This is a genomic window from Senegalia massiliensis (assembly GCF_900626135.1).
Classification (GTDB): domain Bacteria; phylum Bacillota; class Clostridia; order Tissierellales; family SIT17; genus Anaeromonas; species Anaeromonas massiliensis.
Genome location: NZ_LR130785.1, coordinates 1,580,337 through 1,603,553 on the forward strand (window position 1 = coordinate 1,580,337; position 23,217 = coordinate 1,603,553).

The window sequence follows — 23,217 nt, forward strand, 5'->3', positions numbered from 1 at the left end:
AATGGCAGAAAAGGGAAGCATTTTTAATAAAGTAAAATATTTTGTAGGGCTAGAAGACTTAGATGAAGAGTATGATGATTTTGAAGAAGAAGAAGAGTATGTAGAAGAAGAAAAAAATTCTAGAAGATCCAATAAACAAAAAAAAGTATTTAATATTCATACTAACAATAATATGAAACTTGTAATTCATGAGCCTGAAATATATGAAGATATTGCTAAGGCTATAGATGATGTAAAAAGTAGAAAACCTGTAGTACTTAATTTGCAACAAATGGATGATGATGAGAAAAGAAAAGCATTTGATTTTACAAGTGGAGCAATCTATACATTAGAGGGTAATATTCAAAAAGTTGCAATAGATATATTTATTTTAGCTCCAAGCAATGTAGAAATAGATGGAATTATACATGAGGAATTAAAAAACAAGGGTATTTTTCCATGGCAGAAATAATTAAGAGGTGGATTTAGTGATAGATAATTATGTGTTAATTAGGGCAGTAAGAATGTTTATACAGGTACTTAAGATTTTAGTAATAGCAAGGATTTTTCTTAGTTTAATAATAAGAGATTTAAGAAATCCTTTGTTAAATTCAATTTATAGAATAACAGAGCCGATTTTATATCCTTTTAGAGTGCTTATAAGTAAATTAGGAGTAAGTACTGGAATGTTTGATTTTTCTCCTTTATTAGCTTTTTTAGCTTTGGATATAGTTGGAACCTTTATTATTAGGTTATTAATATAGGAGCAAATATGATTGATGACAAAAAGAAATATTTGGAACATATAGATGATAAAAATGAAATCATTAATTTGAGGAAATTATTAGATAACATAGAAATTGTTATGCGAGACAAAAATATTATATCAACTGATTTTTTGAATCCATATCAAAGAAAACTTTCTTATTCTATATTAAATAGATTTATGGATATAAGTTATCATGAAGAAGGCGGCTATGATAATGCAGAAAGAAAAATGATAATTTTATATCCCGAATATCTAAGTTATACTAAATTTAATGATATAATATCCGTTTTAGAAATTACTAGTAATTATGATTTTTCTAAAATAAGTCATAAAGATATATTAGGTTCTTTTATGGGACTTGGAATTAAAAGAGAAAAAATTGGAGATATTATTATTTCAGATGAATATGCACAGATAATAATATCTCCTGAATTAAAAGATTACATAATTTTAAATTTAGAAAAAATTGGAACCCAGTCTGTTACAATTAAAGAAATATGCAAGCAAGATATTATAGAATATGAAAAAAAACATAAAAAAATATATACAACAGTTTCTTCGCTTCGTTTGGATGTAATAGTTAGTTCAATTTTTAATTTGTCAAGAAAAGATAGCTCAAACATGATTAAATCTGGTAAAGTTAAAGTTGATTTTAAACCGATAGATAATATATCTTATAATCTAAATGGTGGGGAGTTAATATCTGTTAGAAAAAAAGGTAGAGTTAAGTTTGAAGATATATTAGGTGAAAGTAAGAAAGGAAAATTAAGAATACTAATATATAAATACATATAATAAGGAGGCATAAAAATGTTAACACCACTTGACATTCAAAATAAGGAATTTAACAAAGGCGTTAGGGGATATAATATAAAAGAAGTTGAAACATTTTTAGATGAAATAATTTCTGATTATGAAAGATTACATAAAGAGAATATAGAATTAAAAGATAAGATGTCTGCTTTAAATGATAAGGTAAAATACTATAATAGTATGGAAGATACATTACAAAAGACATTGGTAGTTGCTCAAAAAACTGCTGAAGAAGTGAATTATACAGCTAAAGAAAAAAGTGACAATATAATAGAAGAAGCTGAAAGAAAGTCACGAGAAATAATAGATAATGCAAATAAAGAAGTTATGAATATAAAGCAAGAATATGAAGAAGTAAAAAAAGAAATGCTTCTCTTTAAAATGAAATTTAAAACATTACTTAAATCACAGTTAGAAATGTCAGAAGAACTTTTTGTAGAAGAAAATATAATGATTGAAGAATAAGGGGGAAACCCCTTTTTTATTGTTAAAAATAAAGGGTAAGGAGCTGTTAAAATGATATTTGGAATTATAGGTGCAATGGATGAAGAAATTGAAAAAATAAAAAATGAAATGGAAATAGAAAAAAAGTCTGTTAAAGCTAAAACTACTTTTTATAAAGGGGTATTTGAGGGTAAAAAAATAGTATTAGTAAGGTGCGGCATAGGAAAAGTAAATGCAGCAATTATAACTCAGCTATTAATTAGTGAATATGAAGTTGATATCATAATAAATACAGGAGTTGCTGGAGGAGTAAAAGAAGAAATAGAAATAGGAGATATAGTTGTATCAACAGATGTTTTAGAACATGATTTTGATGCAACAAGCTTTGGATATCCTTTAGGACAAATCCCTAGATTAGAAGTATTAGCATTTAATGCTGATAAATATTTAATAGAATTGGCTATAAATTCTTCTGAGAAAGAATTAGAATATGGAAGTGTATATAAAGGCAGAATAGTATCAGGAGATATTTTTGTATCATCAAAAGAAATTAAAAAAAGGTTATGGGATAATTTTGATGCATATTGTGTAGAGATGGAAGGAGCTGCAATTGGACATACTGCTTATATAAATAACAAACCTTTTTTAATTATAAGATCAATCTCAGATAAGGCTGATGGTTCAGCAAATGATAATTTTAATGAGTTTGTTGATTTAGCTAGTGAGAGATCATTTGGAATATTAAAAAGGATTTTAAAGAGTTATAAGCAGTAAGTATGGAGGAATTAGAATGAAATTAAGATATATCGGTAGAAAAGATGGAAAAGATAAAATAATAGATCTAGGTAATGGAATTAAAATAGGAGATGGAGAGTTCAACATTATAGCTGGTCCTTGTTCAATAGAAAGTAGAGAACAAATTGAAAAAGTATCTTTATTTCTAGCTGAGAAAGGAGTTAAAATCCTTAGAGGTGGTGCATTTAAACCTAGAACATCACCATATTCTTTTCAAGGCTTAGGTTTTGAAGGTTTAAAATATTTAAAAGAATGTGGTGAGAGATACAATTTAAAAGTTGTTTCAGAAATATTAGATCCTAGAGATGTAGAAAAGTCTTTGGAATTTATTGATATAATACAAATTGGATCTAGAAATATGCAAAACTATTCATTATTGAAAGAAGTGGGAAAAGTATCCAAACCTGTAATGTTAAAAAGAGGTATGAATGCAACTATAGAGGAATGGTTAATGGCTGCAGAATATATAGCTTTGGAAGGTAATGACAATATTATTCTTTGTGAGAGAGGGATAAGAACATTTGATAACTTTACCAGGAATACATTAGATATAACTGCTGTACCAATTATTAAGACTCTTACAAAATTACCTATAATAGTAGACCCAAGTCATGGAACAGGAGTTAGAGAATTAGTTAGACCTATGTCACAAGCGGCTGCTTCTGTAAAAGCAGATGGAATAATGGTAGAGGTTCACTTTAATCCTGATGAAGCTCTATCAGATGGGAAACAATCTATTGACTTTAGAGAATTTGAGAAGCTTATGGATACTACAAAAAAAGTTTATAGCTGTATCAAGAATATATAAACAGGTATTTTTAAATAATAATAACTAAATCTAATATAATTCATATGATAATAGTATAAAATAGTATGAATTATTGAGAGGTGTCATATGGAAATTAAAAATACCGACTATTTATTATTTTTTTTCTTGCTACTTTCTCATTTTTATAATGCAAAATATGAGAAAAATAATCTTTTATATTTTTATTTATACTTAACTTACTTCACATAAAAGAATAAATAATTTTAAAAATCCTCATTATATAGATAGTGAGGATTTTTTTATGGGTATGATAGTAGTATAGGTAAAAAAATAAGGAGGATATTTATGGATAAAAATAAAGTTGATAAATATAAAAGTATGTTATTAAAGGAAAGAGAGGATATAAAACAAACAATAAAAGGTATAAAAGACAATTTTGATGGCTCTATTACAAATGCTAGTGGTGAAATATCTGCTTATGATAATCATCCTGCTGATATTGGAACAGAGTTATTTATGCAAGAGCATAATATTAAATTATCTGATAATCAAAAAAATATTATGACTAAAATTAATATTGCTTTAAAAAATATTAATGAAGGAAATTTTGGTAATTGTATAGTTTGTGGAAAAGAAATAGAAGAAGAAAGATTAGATATAATACCTTATACAGTGACTTGCAAAAATCATAGAGAAAAAATAGATGAAGTTATAGGTATGACTGATACTAAAGAACAAGAATATCTTAGTAATATTTTACGAAGGATGAACAAAGATGATAAAGATTATGTAGGTACTGATGGTGAAGACATAATACAAAAAGTAGAACAATTTAATAGGATAGAAAATGATCCATCAAATTCTACTGGTGATTATAATGGTGTATTTGATGATAATGATAAAGGATCTGTTGAAGATATTGAAAGTATTTCAGAAGAATTTTATGAAGGACAAATGCCGGGAGAACATAGGGAAGATATACCAGATGATCAAAAAGAATAAGAGCTTAATTGCTCTTATTTTATTGTTTTTATTGTAATTATTATTAATATCTATTAGAATTATAATTATAGACTATTTGAGGAGGAAGTAAATGTACATAATACCTATTTTAATTATTATATTAGACCAACTAACAAAGTATTTTTCTGTGGTTAATTTAGAAGGAGAAGCTCCCATTGTATTAATTGAAAATTTTCTACAATTAAATTATGTAAGAAACTATGGTGCTGCTTTTGGAATAATGAATTCTCAAAGAACATTCTTTTTAATAATTACTATAATTATTGTATTTGGTATTATATTATATATATATAAATATAATAATACTAAAATAATGAACTATAGTTTAGTTATGATTCTTGGTGGGGCTATTGGAAATTTTATTGATAGACTTAGAGTTGGCTATGTTATTGATTTTATAGATGTTAATTTTGGAGATGTTTATGATTTTCCAGTGTTTAACATAGCAGATAGCTTTATAGTTATAGGAACTATATTGTTAGTTATATTAGTGATGACAGATAATTATGAAGAAAAGGGAAAAGAGTGATTTAATGGATATTGAAATTAATGTTGAAGATGATGCTAATGAAAGAATAGATGTATACTTAGCTGATGAATTAGATGATTTTTCAAGATCATATATTCAGAAACTTATTAAGAAAAATAAAATCAAAGTAAATAATGAATTAATAAAATCAAAGTATATAGTAAGTGAAGGAGATAAAGTATATATTGAATTGCCTGAAGAAAAGAAACTTGAATTAATACCAGAAAATATAAACATTGATATTATATATGAAGATTATGATGTTGCTATAGTTTATAAGCCAAGAGGTATGGTAGTTCATCCTGCCCCTGGTAATTATAATTCTACATTAGTCAATGCATTATTATATCATTTAGATACACTATCAAATATAAATGGAAATATAAGACCAGGTATAGTGCATAGAATTGATAAAGATACTACAGGCCTATTGATGATAGCTAAAACTAATTTAGCTCATCTAAGTTTAGCAGAGCAATTAAAGAAACACACTATCAATAGACGATATATTGCCTTAGTAGAAGGAAATATAAAAGAAGATAAAGGAATAATAAATGCACCTATTGGAAGAAATCCAAAAGATAGAAAAAAAATGTGTGTGACTGAAGAAAATAGCAAGCATGCTGTTACTCATTTTAAAGTTATTGAAAGATTCAAAGATTATACTTTAATTGAAGCTAAACTAGAGACTGGCAGAACTCATCAAATAAGAGTTCATATGAAATATATAAAACATCCTGTTGTAGGAGATAAAGTCTATGGTATAAAAAAGCAAAAGTTTAATTTGGAAGGCCAGTTACTACATGCTAAAATAATTGGGTTTATACATCCTAGAAGTGGGGAATATTTAGAATTTGAATCTGAATTACCTGAAGATTTTTCTAATTTACTTAGAATCATAAGAGATAAATAGTAGACAATCTATATTAAATATGTTATAATTGAAAAAATATGAATAAAGACCTTTAAATCTGCACGAGATGCTGGTAAGGGACGAAAATCTTAGAATTTTAAAAACTCCTTATCAGTGATGAGGAGTTTTTATTATATGGAGGTGATTATATTAAAACAAAAGCTGTAATTTTAGATGAAAAAGCTATAAATAGAGCTACTACGAGAATATCACATGAAATAATTGAAAAAAACAAAGGTATAGAAAATGTAGTATTAGTAGGAATAAAGACAAGAGGGGTTCCTTTTGCTAAAAGAATAGCAGAAAAAATTAAAACTATAGAAGGTAAAACAGTAAAAGTTGAAGAGCTTGATATATCTTTATATAGAGATGACTTGTCAGAAGTAGCAGATAAACCATTAATTAAGAGTTCTCAAATTTCAACTGATATATCTAATAAAATTATTGTTTTAATAGATGATGTATTATATACAGGAAGAACTGTAAGAGCTGCACTTGATGCTATTGTAGATAATGGTAGGCCCAAAAAAATACAGTTAGCCGTATTAATAGATAGAGGTCATAGAGAATTACCAATAAGGCCTGACTTTGTAGGTAAAAATGTTCCTACATCAAAGAATGAAATAATAAATGTTAATTTTAAAGAGACAGATGGTAGTGATGAAGTTACAATAAAAGAATAATTGTATAACTTTTAATCTAGTACTGTGATACTAGAAAGGGAGAATTTTCTCCCTCCTAAAATAAAGGAGGTAATTTTATGTCTGAAGAGACTATGGTAAAAAATGTTAACGCAAGTAAAGAACGAAATCTTAAGATGGATAAGGTATTTAAAAAAGGGATATTAAGTATACAGCATGTAATAGCAATGTTTGGTGCTACGGTTTTGGTACCTATGATTACAGGACTTAATCCAGGAGTAGCTTTATTTTGTGCAGGAATGGGTACATTAATATTTCATTTAGTTACAAAAGGTAAAGTTCCTGTATTTTTAGGTTCTAGTTTTGCATTTATACCCGTTATAGGTGTAGTATCAGCGAGATTTGGTGATTTAAGATATGCTCAAGGTGGTATAATGGTTGCTGGATTTTTATATATTATTTTTGCTGGTCTTATAAAATTATTTGGAGTAGAAAAGATAAAGACTTTTTTCCCACCAATAGTTACTGGTCCTATGGTTATAGTAATTGGTCTTATAATGAGTCCTACAGCTATAGAAATGGCTTCAAATAACTGGTTAGTATCTTTAGTTGTAGTTTCTACTGTAATAATAGTGTCAGTGTTTGGTAAAGGCATGTTTAAAGTAGTACCTATACTTTGTGGAGTTATAGTAGGTTATGTTTTATCAGTTATGTTAAATATAGTTGATTTTACACCAGTTACTGAGGCGGCTTTTATAAGCGTTCCAGAGTTTACATTACCTAAGTTTAGTCTTGAAGCTATAGCTATAATTGCTCCAATAGTTTTAGCTGTTTTTATGGAACATATAGGAGATATTACTACAAATGGAGCAGTAGTAGGTAAAAATTTTTTAAATGACCCTGGTCTTCATAGAACTTTAATAGGTGATGGACTTGCTACATTATTTTCAGGATTTATAGGTGGACCTGCAAATACTACTTATGGTGAAAATACTTCAGTACTTGCAGTAACAAAAAACTATGATCCTTCTATTTTAAGAATATCAGCAATTATAGCAATATCAATAAGTTTTATTGGAAAAGTAGGAGCATTACTTCAAACTATTCCAGTACCAGTTATGGGTGGAGTTAGTCTTATTCTCTTTGGAATGATTTCCAGTGTAGGTATAAGAACATTAACAACAGCAGAAGTTGACTTTTCTAGTAATAGAAACTTAATAATAGCATCACTTATTCTTGTTATTGGTATAGGAACAGAAATATTAAAAGTAAAACAAGGATTATTTCTTGCAGATGGTACAAAGGCATTTACTGGTTTGATTGGGATACCAATTACTAATAGTATTCAAATAGTAGGATTAAGTCTTGCAGCAATAGTTGGTATAGTAATTAATAAAGTATTACCACAGGAAACAAATTAAATTAAAGGCACATCATATGATGTGCCTTTAATTTATCTTATTTATTTTACTCATTTCTTTCTCTGTTGGAGTTACATAAATAGTATTGTTATTTTCATATATAACCATTCCAGGTTTTGCCCCATTTGGCTTTTTAACATTTTTTCTTTCTGTATAATCTACAGGAACATTACTAGACATTTTAGCTTTACTGTTATAAGCTGCAAGTAATGAAGCTTCATAAATAGTATTTTCAGGAATTTCTTTTCCTTTTTTTCTTACTATGACATGGGATCCAGGTATATCTTTTGTATGAAACCAGAAATCATTTTTATCAGAGAATTTTAATGTTAAATAATCATTTTGTTTATTATTTTTACCTACATAAATATCATACCCATCACTTGATAAAAAGTGCATAGGTTTACTTTTAAATTTACTTTTCTTTTTATTTTTATATTTTTTTCTATTTTTAATATAATTTTCTTCAATCAACTCTTCTCTGATTTCTTCTAAATCATCTAAATCAGATGCATTTTCAATACTTAATAAAATATTCTCTAAATAATTAATTTCAGATTCGGTTTGTTTTATTTGATTTGATACTTCAATAAAGGCATTTTTTAGTTTATTATATCTTTTAAATTTTTTTTGAGCATTCTCAGAAGGTGTTAGATTTGGATTTAATTTTATAGTTATTTTTTGATTATCATTGTAATAGTCTAAAACTTCTATTCTATCCATACCTTTTTCTATTCTATATATATTGGCAGTAATTAGTTCACCAGCTATTTTATATTTTTCTCTATTTTTAGCATTTAATAATTCATCTTTTTGTTTTGATAATTTGTTTTTATCTCTATCCAATCTAGTTTTTATACGTTTTTTTAAGGATAAAGATTTTTGCTTGATTCTATCTAATTTATCTTTTGTTTTGTATAAATTATCTAACATTTCATTGACTGTATTAAATTTTTGTTTTATAGAATTATCAAACTGAGTTAAATCATAACTAGAAAATCCTAATATTTTAGTTTTAAATTCATTATATACTATTGTGGGAGATGAGCTTCCATCAAGGATATAATCAATAATGCTCTTAAATGATAAATATATTTTTTTTATATCATTTTCTTTTAATTCTTTTATATTTAAATTTTCATAAATATCAGCTTTTTTACAAATTTCTTTAGCAATAAGAGGACTTATTCCTATAAAATTTTCATAAAGGGATTTATATAATACTTTTGAACTATTAATATCTTTCATGAATAATAAAAAGTTATTTTTTTCTAAATCAAGAGGGCTTATTTTATTTTGAGAAGGAACAGAGCTATATTTTAATCCTGGTAAAACTTGTCTAACACTACTTATATCAGGGGTAACCCTTTTTATTGAATCAATTATCTTGTTATTATTTTTATCTAATAATATTATATTGCTGTGTCTACCCATAATCTCAACTATAAGCTCTTTCTCTGTTAAATCACCTAGCTCATCATATGATGATATTAAGATTTTTATAACACGTTCAAAACCATATTGTTCTATGGATAAAATCCTTCCTCCTTGAATATGTTTTCTTAAAAGCATACAAAACATAGGTGGAGATTGTGGATTTTTTTTAGTATCATCAGTAAAATGAATTCTAGGATTATTACTACTTGCAGAAACGATTAATTTTTTTGTTATTCCATTATTTCTTATATCCATTAATAATTCATCAGTTTCAGGCTGATAAACTTTATTTATTTTTCCATTAATAAGTGTATCTTGAAGTTCGTATACTAAACTTCTTAATGTGATTCCATCTAATGACATATTTACTCCTCCATAAATCTAATTTAATTTTTATTATATCATAAAGTTTAAACATACAAAAAAATAGATAAACAACAAATAAAAATTAATATTTCGTAACAATTAAAAGGGATTTTAAAACTTTTATATAATTTTTAATATAAAGAACTATAATAATTGACTTTAGACTATTTTATGTTAAAATTGATTATAATATTTAGGAGGTAAAATTGATGGTTAAAAGTATGACTGGGTTTGGAAGAGGCGAAAATAAAGATGAAAGTAGACAATTTAATGTTGAGATAAAATCTGTAAATCATAGATATAATGATATTATCATAAGAATGCCTAGACACTTATCTTATTTAGAAGAAAAGATAAAAACTATTATTAAGAAAAAAATAAAAAGAGGTAGAGTAGAAGTATACATAAATCTAGAAAACATAGGAGAGACACAGTTAGAAGTCAATGTAAATTTAGATTTAGCAAAATCCTACAAAGAAGCTTTAAGTTTATTAAATCAAGAGTTAAACTTAGATGACTCTATAAAAATAGAAAGCATAACAAAATATCCTGATATAATAAATGTAGAGAAAAAAGAAGAATCTGAAGATGTTATTTGGAATGTATTATCTGTAGCAGTTGAAGATAGCGTTAAAGATATCTATTCTATGAGATGTGAAGAAGGAGATAAACTAGCACAAGATATTAAAAAAAGGCTTGATTATATAAAAAATTTAAACTTAAAAATTGAAGAAAGATCACCTTTAGTTGTAGAAGAATATAAATCGAAATTAGAAAATAGAATAAATGATTTGTTAGATAACTCTGTTGAAGTAGATGAATCTAAACTTGCTAATGAAGTTGCATATTTTGCTGATAAGGCTAATATAACAGAAGAAATTGTTAGGTTAGATAGTCACATAATACAATTAATAGAAACTTTAAGCTTAGATGATGCTATAGGTCGTAAATTAGATTTTTTAATTCAAGAGATGAATAGAGAAGCAAATACAATGGGTTCAAAGGTGGGAGATATTGAAATAACTAAACATGTTGTTGAAATAAAAAGTGAATTAGAAAAAATAAGAGAACAGGTTCAGAATATTGAGTAGATAGGAGCGATTTATTTGAGTTTAAAATTAATTAGTATTGGTTTTGGGAATATTGTTTCAGGTAATAGAATAGTTGCAATTGTAGGATCGGAATCCGCTCCGATAAAGAGGATAATACAAGATGCGAGAGAAAGAAGTATGTTAATAGATGCTACACATGGTAGAAGAACAAGATCTGTTATTATAACAGATAGCGAACATGTAATATTATCAGCAATTCAACCAGAAACTATATCACATAGATTAGAAGTAAACAAAGAAAAAGATGACTAAGTTTGAAAGGAGAATTACATGTCTAAAGGATTATTAGTTGTTATCTCTGGCCCATCTGGTGCTGGAAAGGGAACAATATGTAAAGAATTATTAAAGGAATTAGATTTAAATTTATCTATTTCTGCCACTACAAGGGAACCACGAAAAGGAGAGGTAGATGGTACTAATTACTTTTTTATATCTAAAGACAAATTTCAAGATATGCTTTTAAATAATGAATTTCTAGAGCATGCAGAGGTATATAATAATTATTATGGTACACCAAAAGAATATGTATTTGACATGTTAGAGGAAGGTAGAGATGTATTGTTAGAAATTGATATTCAAGGTGCACTTTCTATAAAGGAAATATATCCTGATGGAGTTTTTATATTTATACTGCCTCCATCAATGGAAGAACTTAAAAATAGAATAGAAAAAAGGGCAACAGAAACAAAAGAAGCAATGATAAAAAGGTTAGATGCAGCATATAAAGAATTAAAGTATGTATTTAAATATGATTATGGTGTATTAAATGATACTGTTGATTCTGCAGTTGATAATATTAACTCCATAATTAAAGCAGAAAAATGTAAAGTTAATAGACAAATACATTTAATAAAAAATATAGAGGAGGCTTAAAATGTTATATCCATCGGTAAATGATATTTTAGAAAAAGTTGATAGTAGATACACTTTAGTGTTATTAGTTTCAAAGAGAGCAAGGCAATTAGTTGATGGTAATAAACCATATATTGATATAACTACTAATAAACCAGTTAGTATAGCACTTCATGAACTTGCAGAAGATAAAATCACATATACTAGATCTGATGATATGAAGGAACTTACTAAAGAATAAAATAGAGGTGATGAGATTGTTAGACGGTAAAAATGTTGTGTTAGGTGTTACAGGTGGAATAGCTGTATATAAAGCTTGTGATATTGTAAGTAGATTAAGAAAATTGAAAGCTAATGTAGATGTAATAATGACAAATTCAGCTACAAAATTTGTATCTCCTTTAACTTTTTCATCTATGAGTCAAAATCCTGTCACAGAAAGTATGTTTAAAGAACCACAACAATGGGATATAGAACATATCAGTTTGGCACAAAAAGCAGATGTGTTTTTAGTAGCTCCAGCAACAGCTAATATAATTGGAAAAGTTGCAAATGGAATAGCAGATGATATGCTATCAACTACTATTATGGCTACAAAGGCTAAAGTCATATTCGCACCAGCTATGAATACAGGTATGTATTTAAATCCTATTTTTCAAGAAAACATGGAGAAGTTAAAGAAATTAGGATATGAGTTTATTTCTCCAGGTGAAGGCAGACTTGCTTGTGGAGATATTGGTCCAGGTAAACTTGCTGATCCTCAACAAATAGTACAATATGTTGAAGAGTATTTGAATTTAAATAAAGATTTACTTGGTAAAAAAATTCTTGTTACAGCAGGACCAACTATTGAGTCTATAGATCCAGTAAGGTATCTTACTAATCACTCTAGTGGTAAAATGGGATATAAAATAGCAGAAATGGCAGAAAAAAGAGGTGCAGATGTTGTTCTTATTAGTGGTCCTACACATTTAGATAAGCCTAAAAATGTGAAAGTGATAGATATTATGTCTACTGAAGAAATGTATGAACAAGTACTAAAATACTTTAATGACAGTGACATATTAATAAAATCAGCTGCTCCTTCTGATTATAGACCAGTTAAATATAGTGATAGTAAATTAAAAAAATCTAATGAAGATTTGGATATAAAATTTGTTAGGAATCCAGACATTTTAAAAAAATGTGGTGAAATAAAAAAAGAACAGAAGATTATAGGTTTTGCCGCTGAATCTAATGATTTAGAAAAATATGCTTTAGAGAAACTAAAAAAGAAAAATTTAGATATGATTGTTGCAAATGACATATCTAAAAAAGAATCAGGGTTTAAATCAGATAATAATAAGGTTATATTGTTTAAAAATGATGGTTCTAAAGATGAATATCCTTTGATGAGAAAAGAAGATTTAGCAAATATAATATTAGATAATATTAATTAAAATTGAAGCTAGTTTTAGCTTCAATTTTTTAGCTATAATCTGTTATACTATATATATAATAATGTGAAAGGCTGATATGATTGGATTTGTATGCAGAAATAATAGTAGATAATAATAGTACTGAGACAGATATCCTCTATACTTACAGAATACCAATAGAAATTCAAGATGATTTAAAGATTGGTATGAGAGTTATCGTGCCTTTTGGGATTGGTAATATGTTATTACAAGGACTAGTAATAAAGATAAAAAGCAATATAGATTTCAATAAAAATAAATTGAAAGATATTGTAGAAGTTGTTGATAAGGAACCTATTCTTTCTTCTAGTCTTATAGAATTGGGTTTGTGGATGCGAAGAGAGTATTTAGCTCAATATATTGAAGTTTTTAAAACTATAATGCCTACAGGTATAACTAAAAAAGTAAAACAATATATTTATCTTGTTGATGAAAATATAAACATAACAAATATTAAATCTAAAAATCAAAATAAAATTATAAAATTTTTATTTGATAATAATGGTATAGAATTTGAAGAATTAAAGAAAGTACTTAAAATAAGTAATATCAATTCAAGTGTGAAATCATTAAAATCAAAAGGTATTATAAAAGTAGAAAATAAAATTGAACAGGATATAAACAAAAAATATGAAAAAGTTGTTGTGAAACTATTTAAAAATTTAGATATTCCTAAGATATTAAATAGGTTAAATAAATTAGCAAAAAAACAAAGGCAAGTAATTTTATTTCTAAAAGATTATAAAGAAATAAAATTAAAAGATTTAACTAATTTAGTAGGTTCCTCTTATAGTACAATTAGAGCATTAGAATCTAAAAATTTAATATCTATTATAGATAAAGAAAGCCCAAGACAAGTTTTAGATAAAAACTATAAAAAAACTGAAAATATGGAATTAAATAAAGAGCAAACTAAATGCTATAATATAATAAATAAATCTATAAGTAGTGAAAAAAGCAATAAGTTTTTGATACATGGTGTAACAGGAAGTGGTAAAACGGAGGTTTATATACAGCTTATAGAAAATGTAATTAAGAAACAAAAGCAGGCAATAGTATTAATACCAGAGATTTCTTTAACTCCACAAACTGTAGAGAGATTTGTAAGTAGATTTGATAACAATGTTGCAGTTTTACACAGTGGATTATCTTTAGGAGAAAGATATGATGAATGGAGAAAAATAAAAGAAGGTAAGGTTGATATTGTAATTGGAGCTAGATCTGCAATATTTGCACCTTTTAAAAATCTTGGTATAATAATAATAGATGAGGAGCATGAAAATAGTTACAAATCTAGTATTAATCCAAAATATGATACTATAAAAGTAGCAGAAAAAAGATCTGAATTAGAAAGTGCAATACTTGTATTAGGTTCAGCTACACCATCTATAAATACTTATTATTTGGCTGAAATGGGCAAATATGAGTTGCTTCAAATGAATAAAAGAGCAAATAAACAAGAGATGCCTAATGTAGATGTTATAGATATGAGAGAAGAATTAGAAAATGGAAACAAAACAATTTTTAGTACTAGACTATATAATGATATAATAACTAATTTAAAGGATGAAAGGCAAATAATCTTATTTTTAAATAGAAGAGGATTTTCAACGTTTATATCATGTAGAGAATGTGGTTATGTTGAAAAATGTCCAAGTTGTGATGTTTCCTTGACTTTTCATAAAAAGAAAAATTGGTTAAAATGTCATTATTGTGGTTTTGCAAAAAAACCAGTTGAAGTATGTCCTAAGTGTGAAAGTAAGTATATAAGGTATTTTGGTATTGGAACACAAAAAGTAGAAGAGATGGTTAAGAAAACATTTGAAAATATAAATGTAGAAAGAATGGACATTGACACCACTAGTAAAAAGAATAGTCATGAAGAAATATTAAATAGATTTAAAAATAGAGAAATAGATATTTTAATAGGAACACAGATGATTTCTAAAGGGCTTGATTTCCCAAATGTTTTATTGGTTGGGGTAATAGCAGCTGACCTAACTTTAAACTTACCTGATTATAGAGCTTCTGAGCGTACATTCCAATTACTTACTCAAGTTGCAGGAAGATCTGGTAGAGGTGAGAGAAAAGGTAACGTAGTTGTTCAAACCTATGACCCAAATCACTATAGTATAATATATGCTAGAAGTCATGATTATATAGGTTTTTATAAAGAGGAGATAAAATTAAGAAAAATATTTAATTATCCTCCTTTTGTAAATATAATTTCAATAGTGTTTTCTGGATTAGATGTAAGAGAATTAGAGAGTATTACAAAACATATCTCAGATGCTATAATAAAAAATATAAGATACAAAAATAAGGATTTTGATGTATCGAATAATATATCAAAACCAATGCCTTCACCTATCCCTAAGATTAAGAATAAATATAGATGGCAGATGATTATAAAGGCAAGTGATGGAGAATTAAAGGTGATAAAAAATATAATTTACTGGGTATGTATAAAAAATAAATATAATATACCAATAGATAAAATAAAAATAAGTATAGATATAAATCCAAATTCAATAATGTAATTAATTAGGAGGAATAAAAATGGCAATAAGACAATTAAGATTTGTAGGAGATCCAATATTAAGAAAGAAAGCAAGAAAAATTGAAAAAATAGATGATAGAGTTTTAACATTATTAGATGATATGGTAGAAACTATGTACAAAGAAGAAGGAATAGGTCTTGCTGCACCACAAGTTGGTATTTTGAAAAGAGCTATAGTTATAGATATAGGTGAAGGGCCTATGAAAATAATAAATCCAGAAATAGTGCATGAACAAGGAGAGGTAATAGATATTGAAGGATGTCTTAGTATACCTGATGAATCAGGGAAGGTTAAAAGACCTGAAAAGGTAAAGGTTAAGTATCAAAATGAAGAGGGAAAAGAAGTAATAGTTGAAGCGGAAGAATTGCTTGCTCGTGCATTATGTCATGAGATTGATCATTTAGATGGAATACTATATATTGATAAATTAGAAAAAGAAGAGGAATAAAAATGAATATAATATTTATGGGTACACCAGATTTGGCTGTGCCAGCACTTGAAAAATTATATAATGAAAATCATTCTATAGATTTGGTAATAACTCAACCTGATAAAAGAAAAGGTAGAGGAAAAAAGATATTACCTACTCCAGTTAAAAATAAAGCCAATAAATTAGATTTAGAAGTTTTTCAACCAAAGAATGTAAACAGTTTAGAATCTATAGAAAAGATAAAGAAACTAAACCCAGATGTAATAGTAGTTGTTGCATATGGACAGATACTAAAAGAAGAAATATTAAGCATACCTAAATATGGTTGTATAAATGTTCATACTTCACTTTTACCTAAGTATAGAGGAGCAGCTCCTATTAATTGGGCTATAATTAATGGGGAGAAAGAGACTGGAGTTACAACTATGATTATGGAAAAAGGACTAGATACAGGAGATATGCTTTTAAAAGAAAAACTTATAATAGATGATGAATTAACTGTAGGAGAACTTCATGATAATTTAATGAATATGGGAGCAGATTTGATAGTAGAAACATTAGAAAAAATTGAAGATTTAAAACCAATACCTCAAGATGATAATTTATCGTCATATGCTCCTAAGATGGATAAGACAATTGGGAAAATAGATTGGACTGAAACCAAAGAAAAAATAAAAAATCTAGTAAGAGGAACAAATCCATTTCCAGGCAGTTATAGTTATTATAAAGGAAAGAAGTTTAAAATCTATAAAGTTGATATTGATGAAAAACTATATAGTGGGAAGTCAGGACAAATAACTGATGTGAATAATGATGGTATATTTGTAAAAGTAAGAAATGGTACTATTATAATAAAAGAAGTTCAATTTCCAGGAAAGAAAAAAATAAAAGTAAGTGAATATATTAAAGGAAATGAAATAGAAGTTGGAACTATACTAGGTGAGTAAGTTGGATGTGATACTTTGAATGAAGAAAAGAGTTATATAAAAGTACTTTCATATATAATGTTAGCAACATTATTTATATTAATTCTATCATTATGGATTGGATTTAGTGAAAATATTACTTTAGTGAAAATATCAATGTTAATTTTTGGTTCAATATTTACATTTATATTAATTAGTATATTAACCATAATAATATTATCAAAAAAATTATTTCAAAATAATAATTTAAGTAATATTCAAGCAAAAATTCTATACTATTCTATATCATTTTTTTATCCACTATTAATATTTACAGCAAAAGTTACAAAGGTAGATAAAAATAAAATTAGATTAATGTATACTAATATAAATAATTTGCTTATTAAAACAAAAAACATAAAAATAAAAAAAGAAAATTTATTAATATTATTACCACATTGTATTCAAAACTCTAAATGTCAATTTAAAATAACTAATGATATAAATAATTGCAGAAAATGCGGTAAATGTGATGTAGATGAAATACTTAGATTAAAAGAAAAATATGATATTAATGTTGTAGTTGCTACGGGAGGAACATTAGCTAGAAAATGGATTATGGATATAAAGCCTAAAGCTATAGTAGCAGTAGCTTGTGAGAGGGATTTATCTAGTGGTATAAGTGATATGAAAGGATTACCAGTATTAGGTGTGCTTAATGATAGACCTAATGGTCCCTGTATAGATACAAGAGTAAGTATAGATAAACTAGAAGAGGCTATAAAATTTTTTATAGGTGAATAAAATTTTAAAAAGGGGATTAACCCCTTTTTTTAAAGTATAATAATTATTGGAGGTTTTCATGAAAAATAACGCTAGAAAGATAGCAATTGAAATTCTTGAATTGATTGAAAATGAAAAAGCATATTCAAATATTGAAATAAATAAAAAAGTTAAATTATTAGAGGATATAAGAGAACAAAATTTTGTTAGAGAGTTAGTGTATGGTGTATTAGAAAATAAACTTTATATTGATAATATAATTTCACAATTTTCTAATACGAAAATAAATAAAATTGATAATATTATATTACAAATATTAAGAACGGGAGTTTATCAAATTTATTTCATGAAAAATATACCTGATAGTGCTGTTTGTAATGAAGCAGTTAAAATTACAAAGAATAAAAATAAGAAAAGACTTTCAGGATTTGTCAATGGAATCTTACGGAATATATCCAGAAATAAAAACAAAGAGTTTTTACCTGATAAATCAACAAAACTAGTAGATTATCTTTCTATTAAATACTCTCATCCAAAGTGGATGGTGAAACATTTTATTGATGATTATAATGAAGATTTTACTGAAAAATTACTAAGTTTCAATAATGAGAAACCTCCATTAATAATAAGGGTAAATAGATTAAAAATTGATAGAGAGAGTTTAATGAATAAATTTATGGACTATAATATAAAAACAGAAAGAACTAAATATTCTAAGGATGGACTAGTAGTTCATAAACCTAAGAATATAACAGGTTTAGAAGAATTTAAAAAAGGTTTTTTTACAATACAAGATGAATCTTCTCAACTTGTAGCTCAAATAATGAATCCTAAAGAGGGAAGTAATGTGATTGATGTTTGTAGCGCACCTGGAGGTAAATCTACTCATATTGCTGAATTAATGAATAACAAAGGGTCAATATTATCTAGAGATATATTTAAACATAAATTAAATCTTATTAAACAAAATTCTAAAAGACTTGGAATAGATATAATTAATACTGAAAATTTCGATGCACTTAAATTTGATAAAAGAATTCAAGGTTCTATGGATTATTGTTTGGTAGATGCACCTTGTTCTGGATTAGGGCTTTTAAGAAGAAAGCCAGATATAAGATGGAATAAAAGTAAAGAAGATATAGATGATTTGTCAAATATTCAATTGAATATTCTTAAAGTAGCTTCAAAATATTTAAAAAAAGATGGTATACTAATATATAGCACATGTACCATATCTAAAAAAGAAAATACTCACGTGATTAATAAATTTTTAAAAGATAATATAAATTACAAATTAGAAAAAATTGATAAGTTATATTTTGAAGGTAAATCTATATTAGAAGAAGGACATATAACTTTATTACCTAATATTCATGGAACTGATGGTTTTTTTATTGCAAAAATAAAACGTATAAGATAAATAATATTAAATATGATATAATATTTTCAAATTAATATAAAGATAGGAGAATATATTTGGAAAAAATAGATTTAAAGTCTTTAAATTTAAGTGAGTTAGAGAGTATAATGAATACTTTAAATGAAAAAAAATTTAGAGCAATGCAATTATTTAAGTGGATACATGAAAAAAATGTAAACAATATAGATGAAATAACAGTTTTTTCTAAAAAATTAAAAGAAAAAATGTCAAAAGAATATTATATTGGAAATATAAATATATTTAAAAAGTTTAAATCTAATATTGATAACACTATAAAATACTTGTTTGTTTTAGAAGATGGAAATATAATTGAAAGTGTAAGAATGAAGTATAAACATGGAAATTCACTGTGTTTATCTACTCAAGTAGGGTGTAAAATGGGATGTGAATTTTGCGCTTCTACTAAGCAAGGACTAATAAGAAATTTAAGTGTGTCTGAAATATTAGATCAAGTTTATAAAATTAAAAAAGATATTTCTGACGAAATTAGCAATATTGTTCTTATGGGGACAGGTGAACCACTAGATAATTATGATAATGTAATTGATTTCATGAAAATTATTAATAATAAAGATGGTCTAAATTTAAGTATGAGAAGTTTAACATTATCAACTTGTGGATTGGTAGAACAAATTTATAAATTATCAGAAGAAAATATACCTATAACATTATCTATATCACTCCATTCTGCATTTGATGAAGATAGAAAGAAAATAATGCCTATAGCTAATAAATATAGTATTGATGAAGTTATAGATGCTAGTAAATATTATATAAAAAAGACTAATAGAAGAGTTACATTTGAATATACTTTGATTAAAGATATAAATGATAAAGAAATTGATGCAAATAAACTTTTGGACTTATTAAGTGGAATGCTTGCACATGTTAATATTATTCCACTAAATCCTATAAAAGAAAGTAATTTAGAAACTTCAAACTATGCAGAACGCTTCTTAAAGTTATTAACTAAAAAAGGGGTAAAAGCAACTATTAGACGAGAAATGGGTTCTGATATTAATGCTGCTTGTGGTCAACTAAGAAATGATATATTAAATCTTGATTAGGGGGATTTTTATGAAGTATGGTGCTTGTACAGATGTAGGAAAAGTTAGAAAATCAAATCAAGATTCCTACTATATAAACTACAATAATTCTCTTCCAGTTTTTGCTGTTGCAGATGGTATGGGTGGACACAATGGTGGAGAAATAGCTAGTAGTATAACTGTTGAAGTTATTAAAAATAATGTTGATATTTATCTTAATAGAGTTATGGAAGAAAAATATAATATAAAAAAGTTCATAAGAAAGACACTTGAACTGAGTAATGAAGAGATTTATAATACTGCTAAAAAAAATAAAGAATACAAGGGTATGGGTACTACAGTAACTATGGGAGCTATTATAAATGATATACTCTATATTGGCCATATTGGTGATAGTAGAGCATATATTTTACGTGGTGATACTCTAAAAAAAATAACTGAAGATCATTCACTTGTAGCTGAACTGTTAAAAAAAGGTAGCATAACAAAGGAAGAAGCTATAAATCATCCTCAAAAAAATATAATTACTAGAGCACTTGGGACTGATAAAAATGCAGATATTGATATTTTTAGCTATTGTTTAGAAAAAAATGATGTAATACTCTTTTGTACTGATGGCTTAACTAATATGATAAATGAATATGAAATAAAAGAAATTATTAATAATTCTAGTGAAATTCAAGAAGTTTGTGAAACACTTGTAAATATTGCTAATAAGAATGGTGGTTATGATAATTCTACGGCTGTTATAATAAAGTTTGTTAAATAATAAGGGGAGAGAATATGATTGGAAAAATTTTAGGTAATAGATATGAAATTGTTGAAAAAATTGGTGGAGGAGGCATGGCTTTAGTATATAAGGCAAAGTGCAAACTCCTGAACAGATTTGTTGCAATAAAAGTTTTGAGACAAGAATTTGTAAATGATAAAGCATTTATAGATAAATTTAATAGAGAATCTCAAGCAGCAGCAAGTTTATCACATCCTAACATTGTAAATATTTATGATGTAGGTAAAGAGGATGATATTTATTATATAGTAATGGAATATATAAATGGAAAGACACTAAAACAATATATTAAAGATAATAATAAAATTGACCCTAAAAAAACATTGAATATTACTATTCAAATAGCTAAAGCATTAGAGCATGCACATAAAAATAATATTATACACAGGGATATAAAACCACAAAATATCATGATAACAGAAGAAAATCAAATAAAAGTAACAGATTTTGGAATAGCTCGTGCTGTAACTAGTTCTACTATAACTCAAACTAATAGTGTAATTGGTTCAGTTCATTATTCTTCTCCTGAACAAGCCAAAGGCGTATATACTGATGCAAAATCAGATATTTATTCTTTAGGTATAGTTATGTATGAAATGATAACAGGTAGATTACCTTTTGATGGTGAAAGTCCAATTTCTGTAGCTCTTAAGCATATTCAGGATGAAATAAAATCTCCTCGTGAAATTGATGATACTATACCTATAAATATTGATAAAATAATAAGAAAAGCTACTCAAAAAGATAAAGCTTTACGGTATGATAATGTTACGGAAATGTTAGATGACATAAAGCTAGCAAAATCAAATATAAACTCAGATGTTATTGTATTTAAAGACTTTGAAGAAAATGCAACTCAAGTATTACCTTCTATAGATGAAGATACATTAAAAGAAAATAATATTAAAACTACTAGAAGAGAAAAAAATACCAATAGTGATAAACCTAAAAAAACTAAAAAAAATAAAAAGCCTAAAAAGAAAAAAGGTATAGCATTGTTAGCCGTTTTACTAGCATTTTTAATTACTGCTGGAGCATTGGCAGGTTTCTTTTTTCTTAGTGGAATACTTAATAATGATGAAATATCTGTACCTAACTTTGTAGGTAAGACATTAGAAGAAGCTAAATTAGAGGCTGAAGAAAAAGGAATTGAATTGATAGTTTCTAAAGAGGAGTTTAGTAATGAATATGAAGAAGGAGTAGTAATAGAACAAAGTAAAGGCGAAGGTAGAAAAGTCGTAGAAGGTAGTACAGTAGAAGTTGTTCTGAGTAAAGGTATAGAAACTGTCACAGTTCCCAAAATCACAGGACAATATTCTAATAATGCTAGAATTTTATTAAATGATGCAGATTTAGAAGAGGGTGAAGTAACTCAAGAATTTAGTGATTTGCCTATAAATATAGTTATTAGTCAATCACCAGAACCAGGCGAAGAAGTAGGTAAAGAAACTAAAGTAAATTATGTAGTGAGTAAAGGACCTGAAACAAAAACGACTACAGTTCCTGCACTTATTGGTTCAAATGTAGATTCTGCTAAAAATAGTTTGAGAGCATATAATTTACAACTAGGGAAAATTGATTATAAATTTAATGAAGATGTACCAGAAGGAATAGTTTTTGAACAAAGTTATAATTCTGGTGAAGAAGTAGAAGAACAAACTAAAGTAGATATTGTAATAAGTAAAGGAAAAGAACCTGAGCCAGAGTCTAAAGATATTACAAAGAAATTTGAATTTAAACTTCCTGAGAGTGATGAGGATAAAGATGTTAAAGTTGAAGTATTTAAAATTAAAGGACAACAAAGAGAAAAGGTTTATGATTCTACTTTAAATACATCAGAAAAAAAGTTTAGTGTAGATATTACTTCTCAAGGGAAAACAACTATAATAGTATATTATGATGGCAAAGAAGCTATTACTAAAGAAGAGACATTCTAGGGGG

25 protein-coding genes are annotated in these 23,217 nt (G+C 26.5%); 24 read left to right on the forward strand and 1 reads right to left on the reverse strand.

All coding sequences use genetic code 11. The features are described from left to right. Position 1 precedes the first annotated feature (1 nt). From E0D94_RS07860 to E0D94_RS07910, 11 genes are all read left to right on the forward strand, one after another. Positions 2–451 carry a cell division protein SepF gene (locus E0D94_RS07860; RefSeq protein WP_130806806.1) on the forward strand — a complete coding sequence of 150 codons (450 nt, stop codon included), beginning with the start codon at positions 2–4 and terminating at the stop codon, positions 449–451. A gap of 16 nt (positions 452–467) precedes the next feature. Further along, complete coding sequence (locus tag E0D94_RS07865; protein WP_130806807.1) at positions 468–743, forward strand: YggT family protein; 276 nt, start codon at positions 468–470, stop codon at positions 741–743. Positions 744–751: 8 nt separating this feature from the next. After that, positions 752–1,543 (forward strand): YlmH family RNA-binding protein, encoded by a 792-nt coding sequence (locus E0D94_RS07870; RefSeq protein WP_130806808.1) that lies wholly within the window; start codon positions 752–754, stop codon positions 1,541–1,543. 15 nt (positions 1,544–1,558) lie between these two features. Then, positions 1,559–2,026, forward strand: coding sequence for a DivIVA domain-containing protein (locus E0D94_RS07875; RefSeq protein ID WP_130806809.1), 468 nt, complete (start codon positions 1,559–1,561; stop codon positions 2,024–2,026). Positions 2,027–2,077: 51 nt separating this feature from the next. Further along, on the forward strand, positions 2,078–2,779 hold the full coding sequence (locus tag E0D94_RS07880) for a 5'-methylthioadenosine/adenosylhomocysteine nucleosidase (RefSeq protein ID WP_130806810.1): 702 nt from the start codon (positions 2,078–2,080) through the stop codon (positions 2,777–2,779). A gap of 16 nt (positions 2,780–2,795) precedes the next feature. Further along, positions 2,796–3,608: a bifunctional 3-deoxy-7-phosphoheptulonate synthase/chorismate mutase gene (locus E0D94_RS07885; protein WP_130806812.1), complete on the forward strand. Its 813-nt coding sequence runs from the start codon at positions 2,796–2,798 to the stop codon at positions 3,606–3,608. Between the two features lie 306 nt (positions 3,609–3,914). Continuing rightward, complete coding sequence (locus E0D94_RS07890) at positions 3,915–4,571, forward strand: TraR/DksA C4-type zinc finger protein (protein WP_130806814.1); 657 nt, start codon at positions 3,915–3,917, stop codon at positions 4,569–4,571. A 91-nt stretch (positions 4,572–4,662) separates the two neighbouring features. After that, complete coding sequence (lspA, locus tag E0D94_RS07895) at positions 4,663–5,121, forward strand: signal peptidase II (protein WP_130806816.1); 459 nt, start codon at positions 4,663–4,665, stop codon at positions 5,119–5,121. A gap of 4 nt (positions 5,122–5,125) precedes the next feature. Further along, positions 5,126–6,034: an RluA family pseudouridine synthase gene (locus E0D94_RS07900; protein WP_130806818.1), complete on the forward strand. Its 909-nt coding sequence runs from the start codon at positions 5,126–5,128 to the stop codon at positions 6,032–6,034. A gap of 149 nt (positions 6,035–6,183) precedes the next feature. Further along, on the forward strand, positions 6,184–6,717 hold the full coding sequence (pyrR, locus tag E0D94_RS07905; RefSeq protein ID WP_130806820.1) for a bifunctional pyr operon transcriptional regulator/uracil phosphoribosyltransferase PyrR: 534 nt from the start codon (positions 6,184–6,186) through the stop codon (positions 6,715–6,717). Positions 6,718–6,794: 77 nt separating this feature from the next. Continuing rightward, positions 6,795–8,096 (forward strand): uracil-xanthine permease family protein, encoded by a 1,302-nt coding sequence (locus tag E0D94_RS07910; protein ID WP_130806822.1) that lies wholly within the window; start codon positions 6,795–6,797, stop codon positions 8,094–8,096. Positions 8,097–8,123: 27 nt separating this feature from the next. Here the strand turns inward: E0D94_RS07910 and E0D94_RS07915 are convergent, their stop codons facing one another. After that, entirely contained in the window at positions 8,124–9,896 is a 1,773-nt protein-coding gene (locus tag E0D94_RS07915) for an Rqc2 family fibronectin-binding protein (RefSeq protein WP_130806824.1), read from the reverse strand. 212 nt (positions 9,897–10,108) lie between these two features. Here E0D94_RS07915 and E0D94_RS07920 point away from each other — a divergent pair, with 212 nt between their 5' ends. From E0D94_RS07920 to pknB, 13 genes are all read left to right on the forward strand, one after another. Then, positions 10,109–10,990, forward strand: coding sequence for a YicC/YloC family endoribonuclease (locus E0D94_RS07920; protein ID WP_130806826.1), 882 nt, complete (start codon positions 10,109–10,111; stop codon positions 10,988–10,990). Between the two features lie 15 nt (positions 10,991–11,005). Then, complete coding sequence (remA, locus tag E0D94_RS07925) at positions 11,006–11,263, forward strand: extracellular matrix/biofilm regulator RemA (RefSeq protein ID WP_130806827.1); 258 nt, start codon at positions 11,006–11,008, stop codon at positions 11,261–11,263. 18 nt (positions 11,264–11,281) lie between these two features. Continuing rightward, positions 11,282–11,884 (forward strand): guanylate kinase, encoded by a 603-nt coding sequence (gene gmk, locus E0D94_RS07930; RefSeq protein ID WP_130806828.1) that lies wholly within the window; start codon positions 11,282–11,284, stop codon positions 11,882–11,884. Position 11,885: 1 nt separating this feature from the next. Beyond that, positions 11,886–12,104: a DNA-directed RNA polymerase subunit omega gene (gene rpoZ / locus E0D94_RS07935; protein WP_130806829.1), complete on the forward strand. Its 219-nt coding sequence runs from the start codon at positions 11,886–11,888 to the stop codon at positions 12,102–12,104. Between the two features lie 16 nt (positions 12,105–12,120). Further along, positions 12,121–13,302, forward strand: a complete 1,182-nt coding sequence (gene coaBC / locus E0D94_RS07940; protein WP_130806831.1) for a bifunctional phosphopantothenoylcysteine decarboxylase/phosphopantothenate--cysteine ligase CoaBC — start codon at positions 12,121–12,123, stop codon at positions 13,300–13,302. 80 nt (positions 13,303–13,382) lie between these two features. Beyond that, entirely contained in the window at positions 13,383–15,860 is a 2,478-nt protein-coding gene (gene priA, locus E0D94_RS07945) for a primosomal protein N' (protein ID WP_207289676.1), read from the forward strand. A gap of 19 nt (positions 15,861–15,879) precedes the next feature. Next, complete coding sequence (gene def, locus E0D94_RS07950) at positions 15,880–16,329, forward strand: peptide deformylase (RefSeq protein WP_130806833.1); 450 nt, start codon at positions 15,880–15,882, stop codon at positions 16,327–16,329. 2 nt (positions 16,330–16,331) lie between these two features. After that, on the forward strand, positions 16,332–17,258 hold the full coding sequence (fmt, locus tag E0D94_RS07955) for a methionyl-tRNA formyltransferase (protein ID WP_130806835.1): 927 nt from the start codon (positions 16,332–16,334) through the stop codon (positions 17,256–17,258). Between the two features lie 15 nt (positions 17,259–17,273). Beyond that, a complete protein-coding gene (locus tag E0D94_RS07960) occupies positions 17,274–18,020 on the forward strand; it encodes a DUF116 domain-containing protein (protein WP_130806837.1) in 747 nt (248 codons plus the stop codon). 58 nt (positions 18,021–18,078) lie between these two features. Next, positions 18,079–19,419, forward strand: coding sequence for a 16S rRNA (cytosine(967)-C(5))-methyltransferase RsmB (rsmB, locus tag E0D94_RS07965; RefSeq protein ID WP_130806839.1), 1,341 nt, complete (start codon positions 18,079–18,081; stop codon positions 19,417–19,419). A 56-nt stretch (positions 19,420–19,475) separates the two neighbouring features. Beyond that, complete coding sequence (gene rlmN, locus E0D94_RS07970) at positions 19,476–20,507, forward strand: dual-specificity RNA methyltransferase RlmN (RefSeq protein ID WP_130806841.1); 1,032 nt, start codon at positions 19,476–19,478, stop codon at positions 20,505–20,507. 10 nt (positions 20,508–20,517) lie between these two features. Next, a complete protein-coding gene (locus tag E0D94_RS07975; protein WP_130806843.1) occupies positions 20,518–21,255 on the forward strand; it encodes a Stp1/IreP family PP2C-type Ser/Thr phosphatase in 738 nt (245 codons plus the stop codon). 14 nt (positions 21,256–21,269) lie between these two features. Then, complete coding sequence (gene pknB / locus E0D94_RS07980) at positions 21,270–23,213, forward strand: Stk1 family PASTA domain-containing Ser/Thr kinase (protein WP_130806844.1); 1,944 nt, start codon at positions 21,270–21,272, stop codon at positions 23,211–23,213. Positions 23,214–23,217 lie beyond the last annotated feature (4 nt).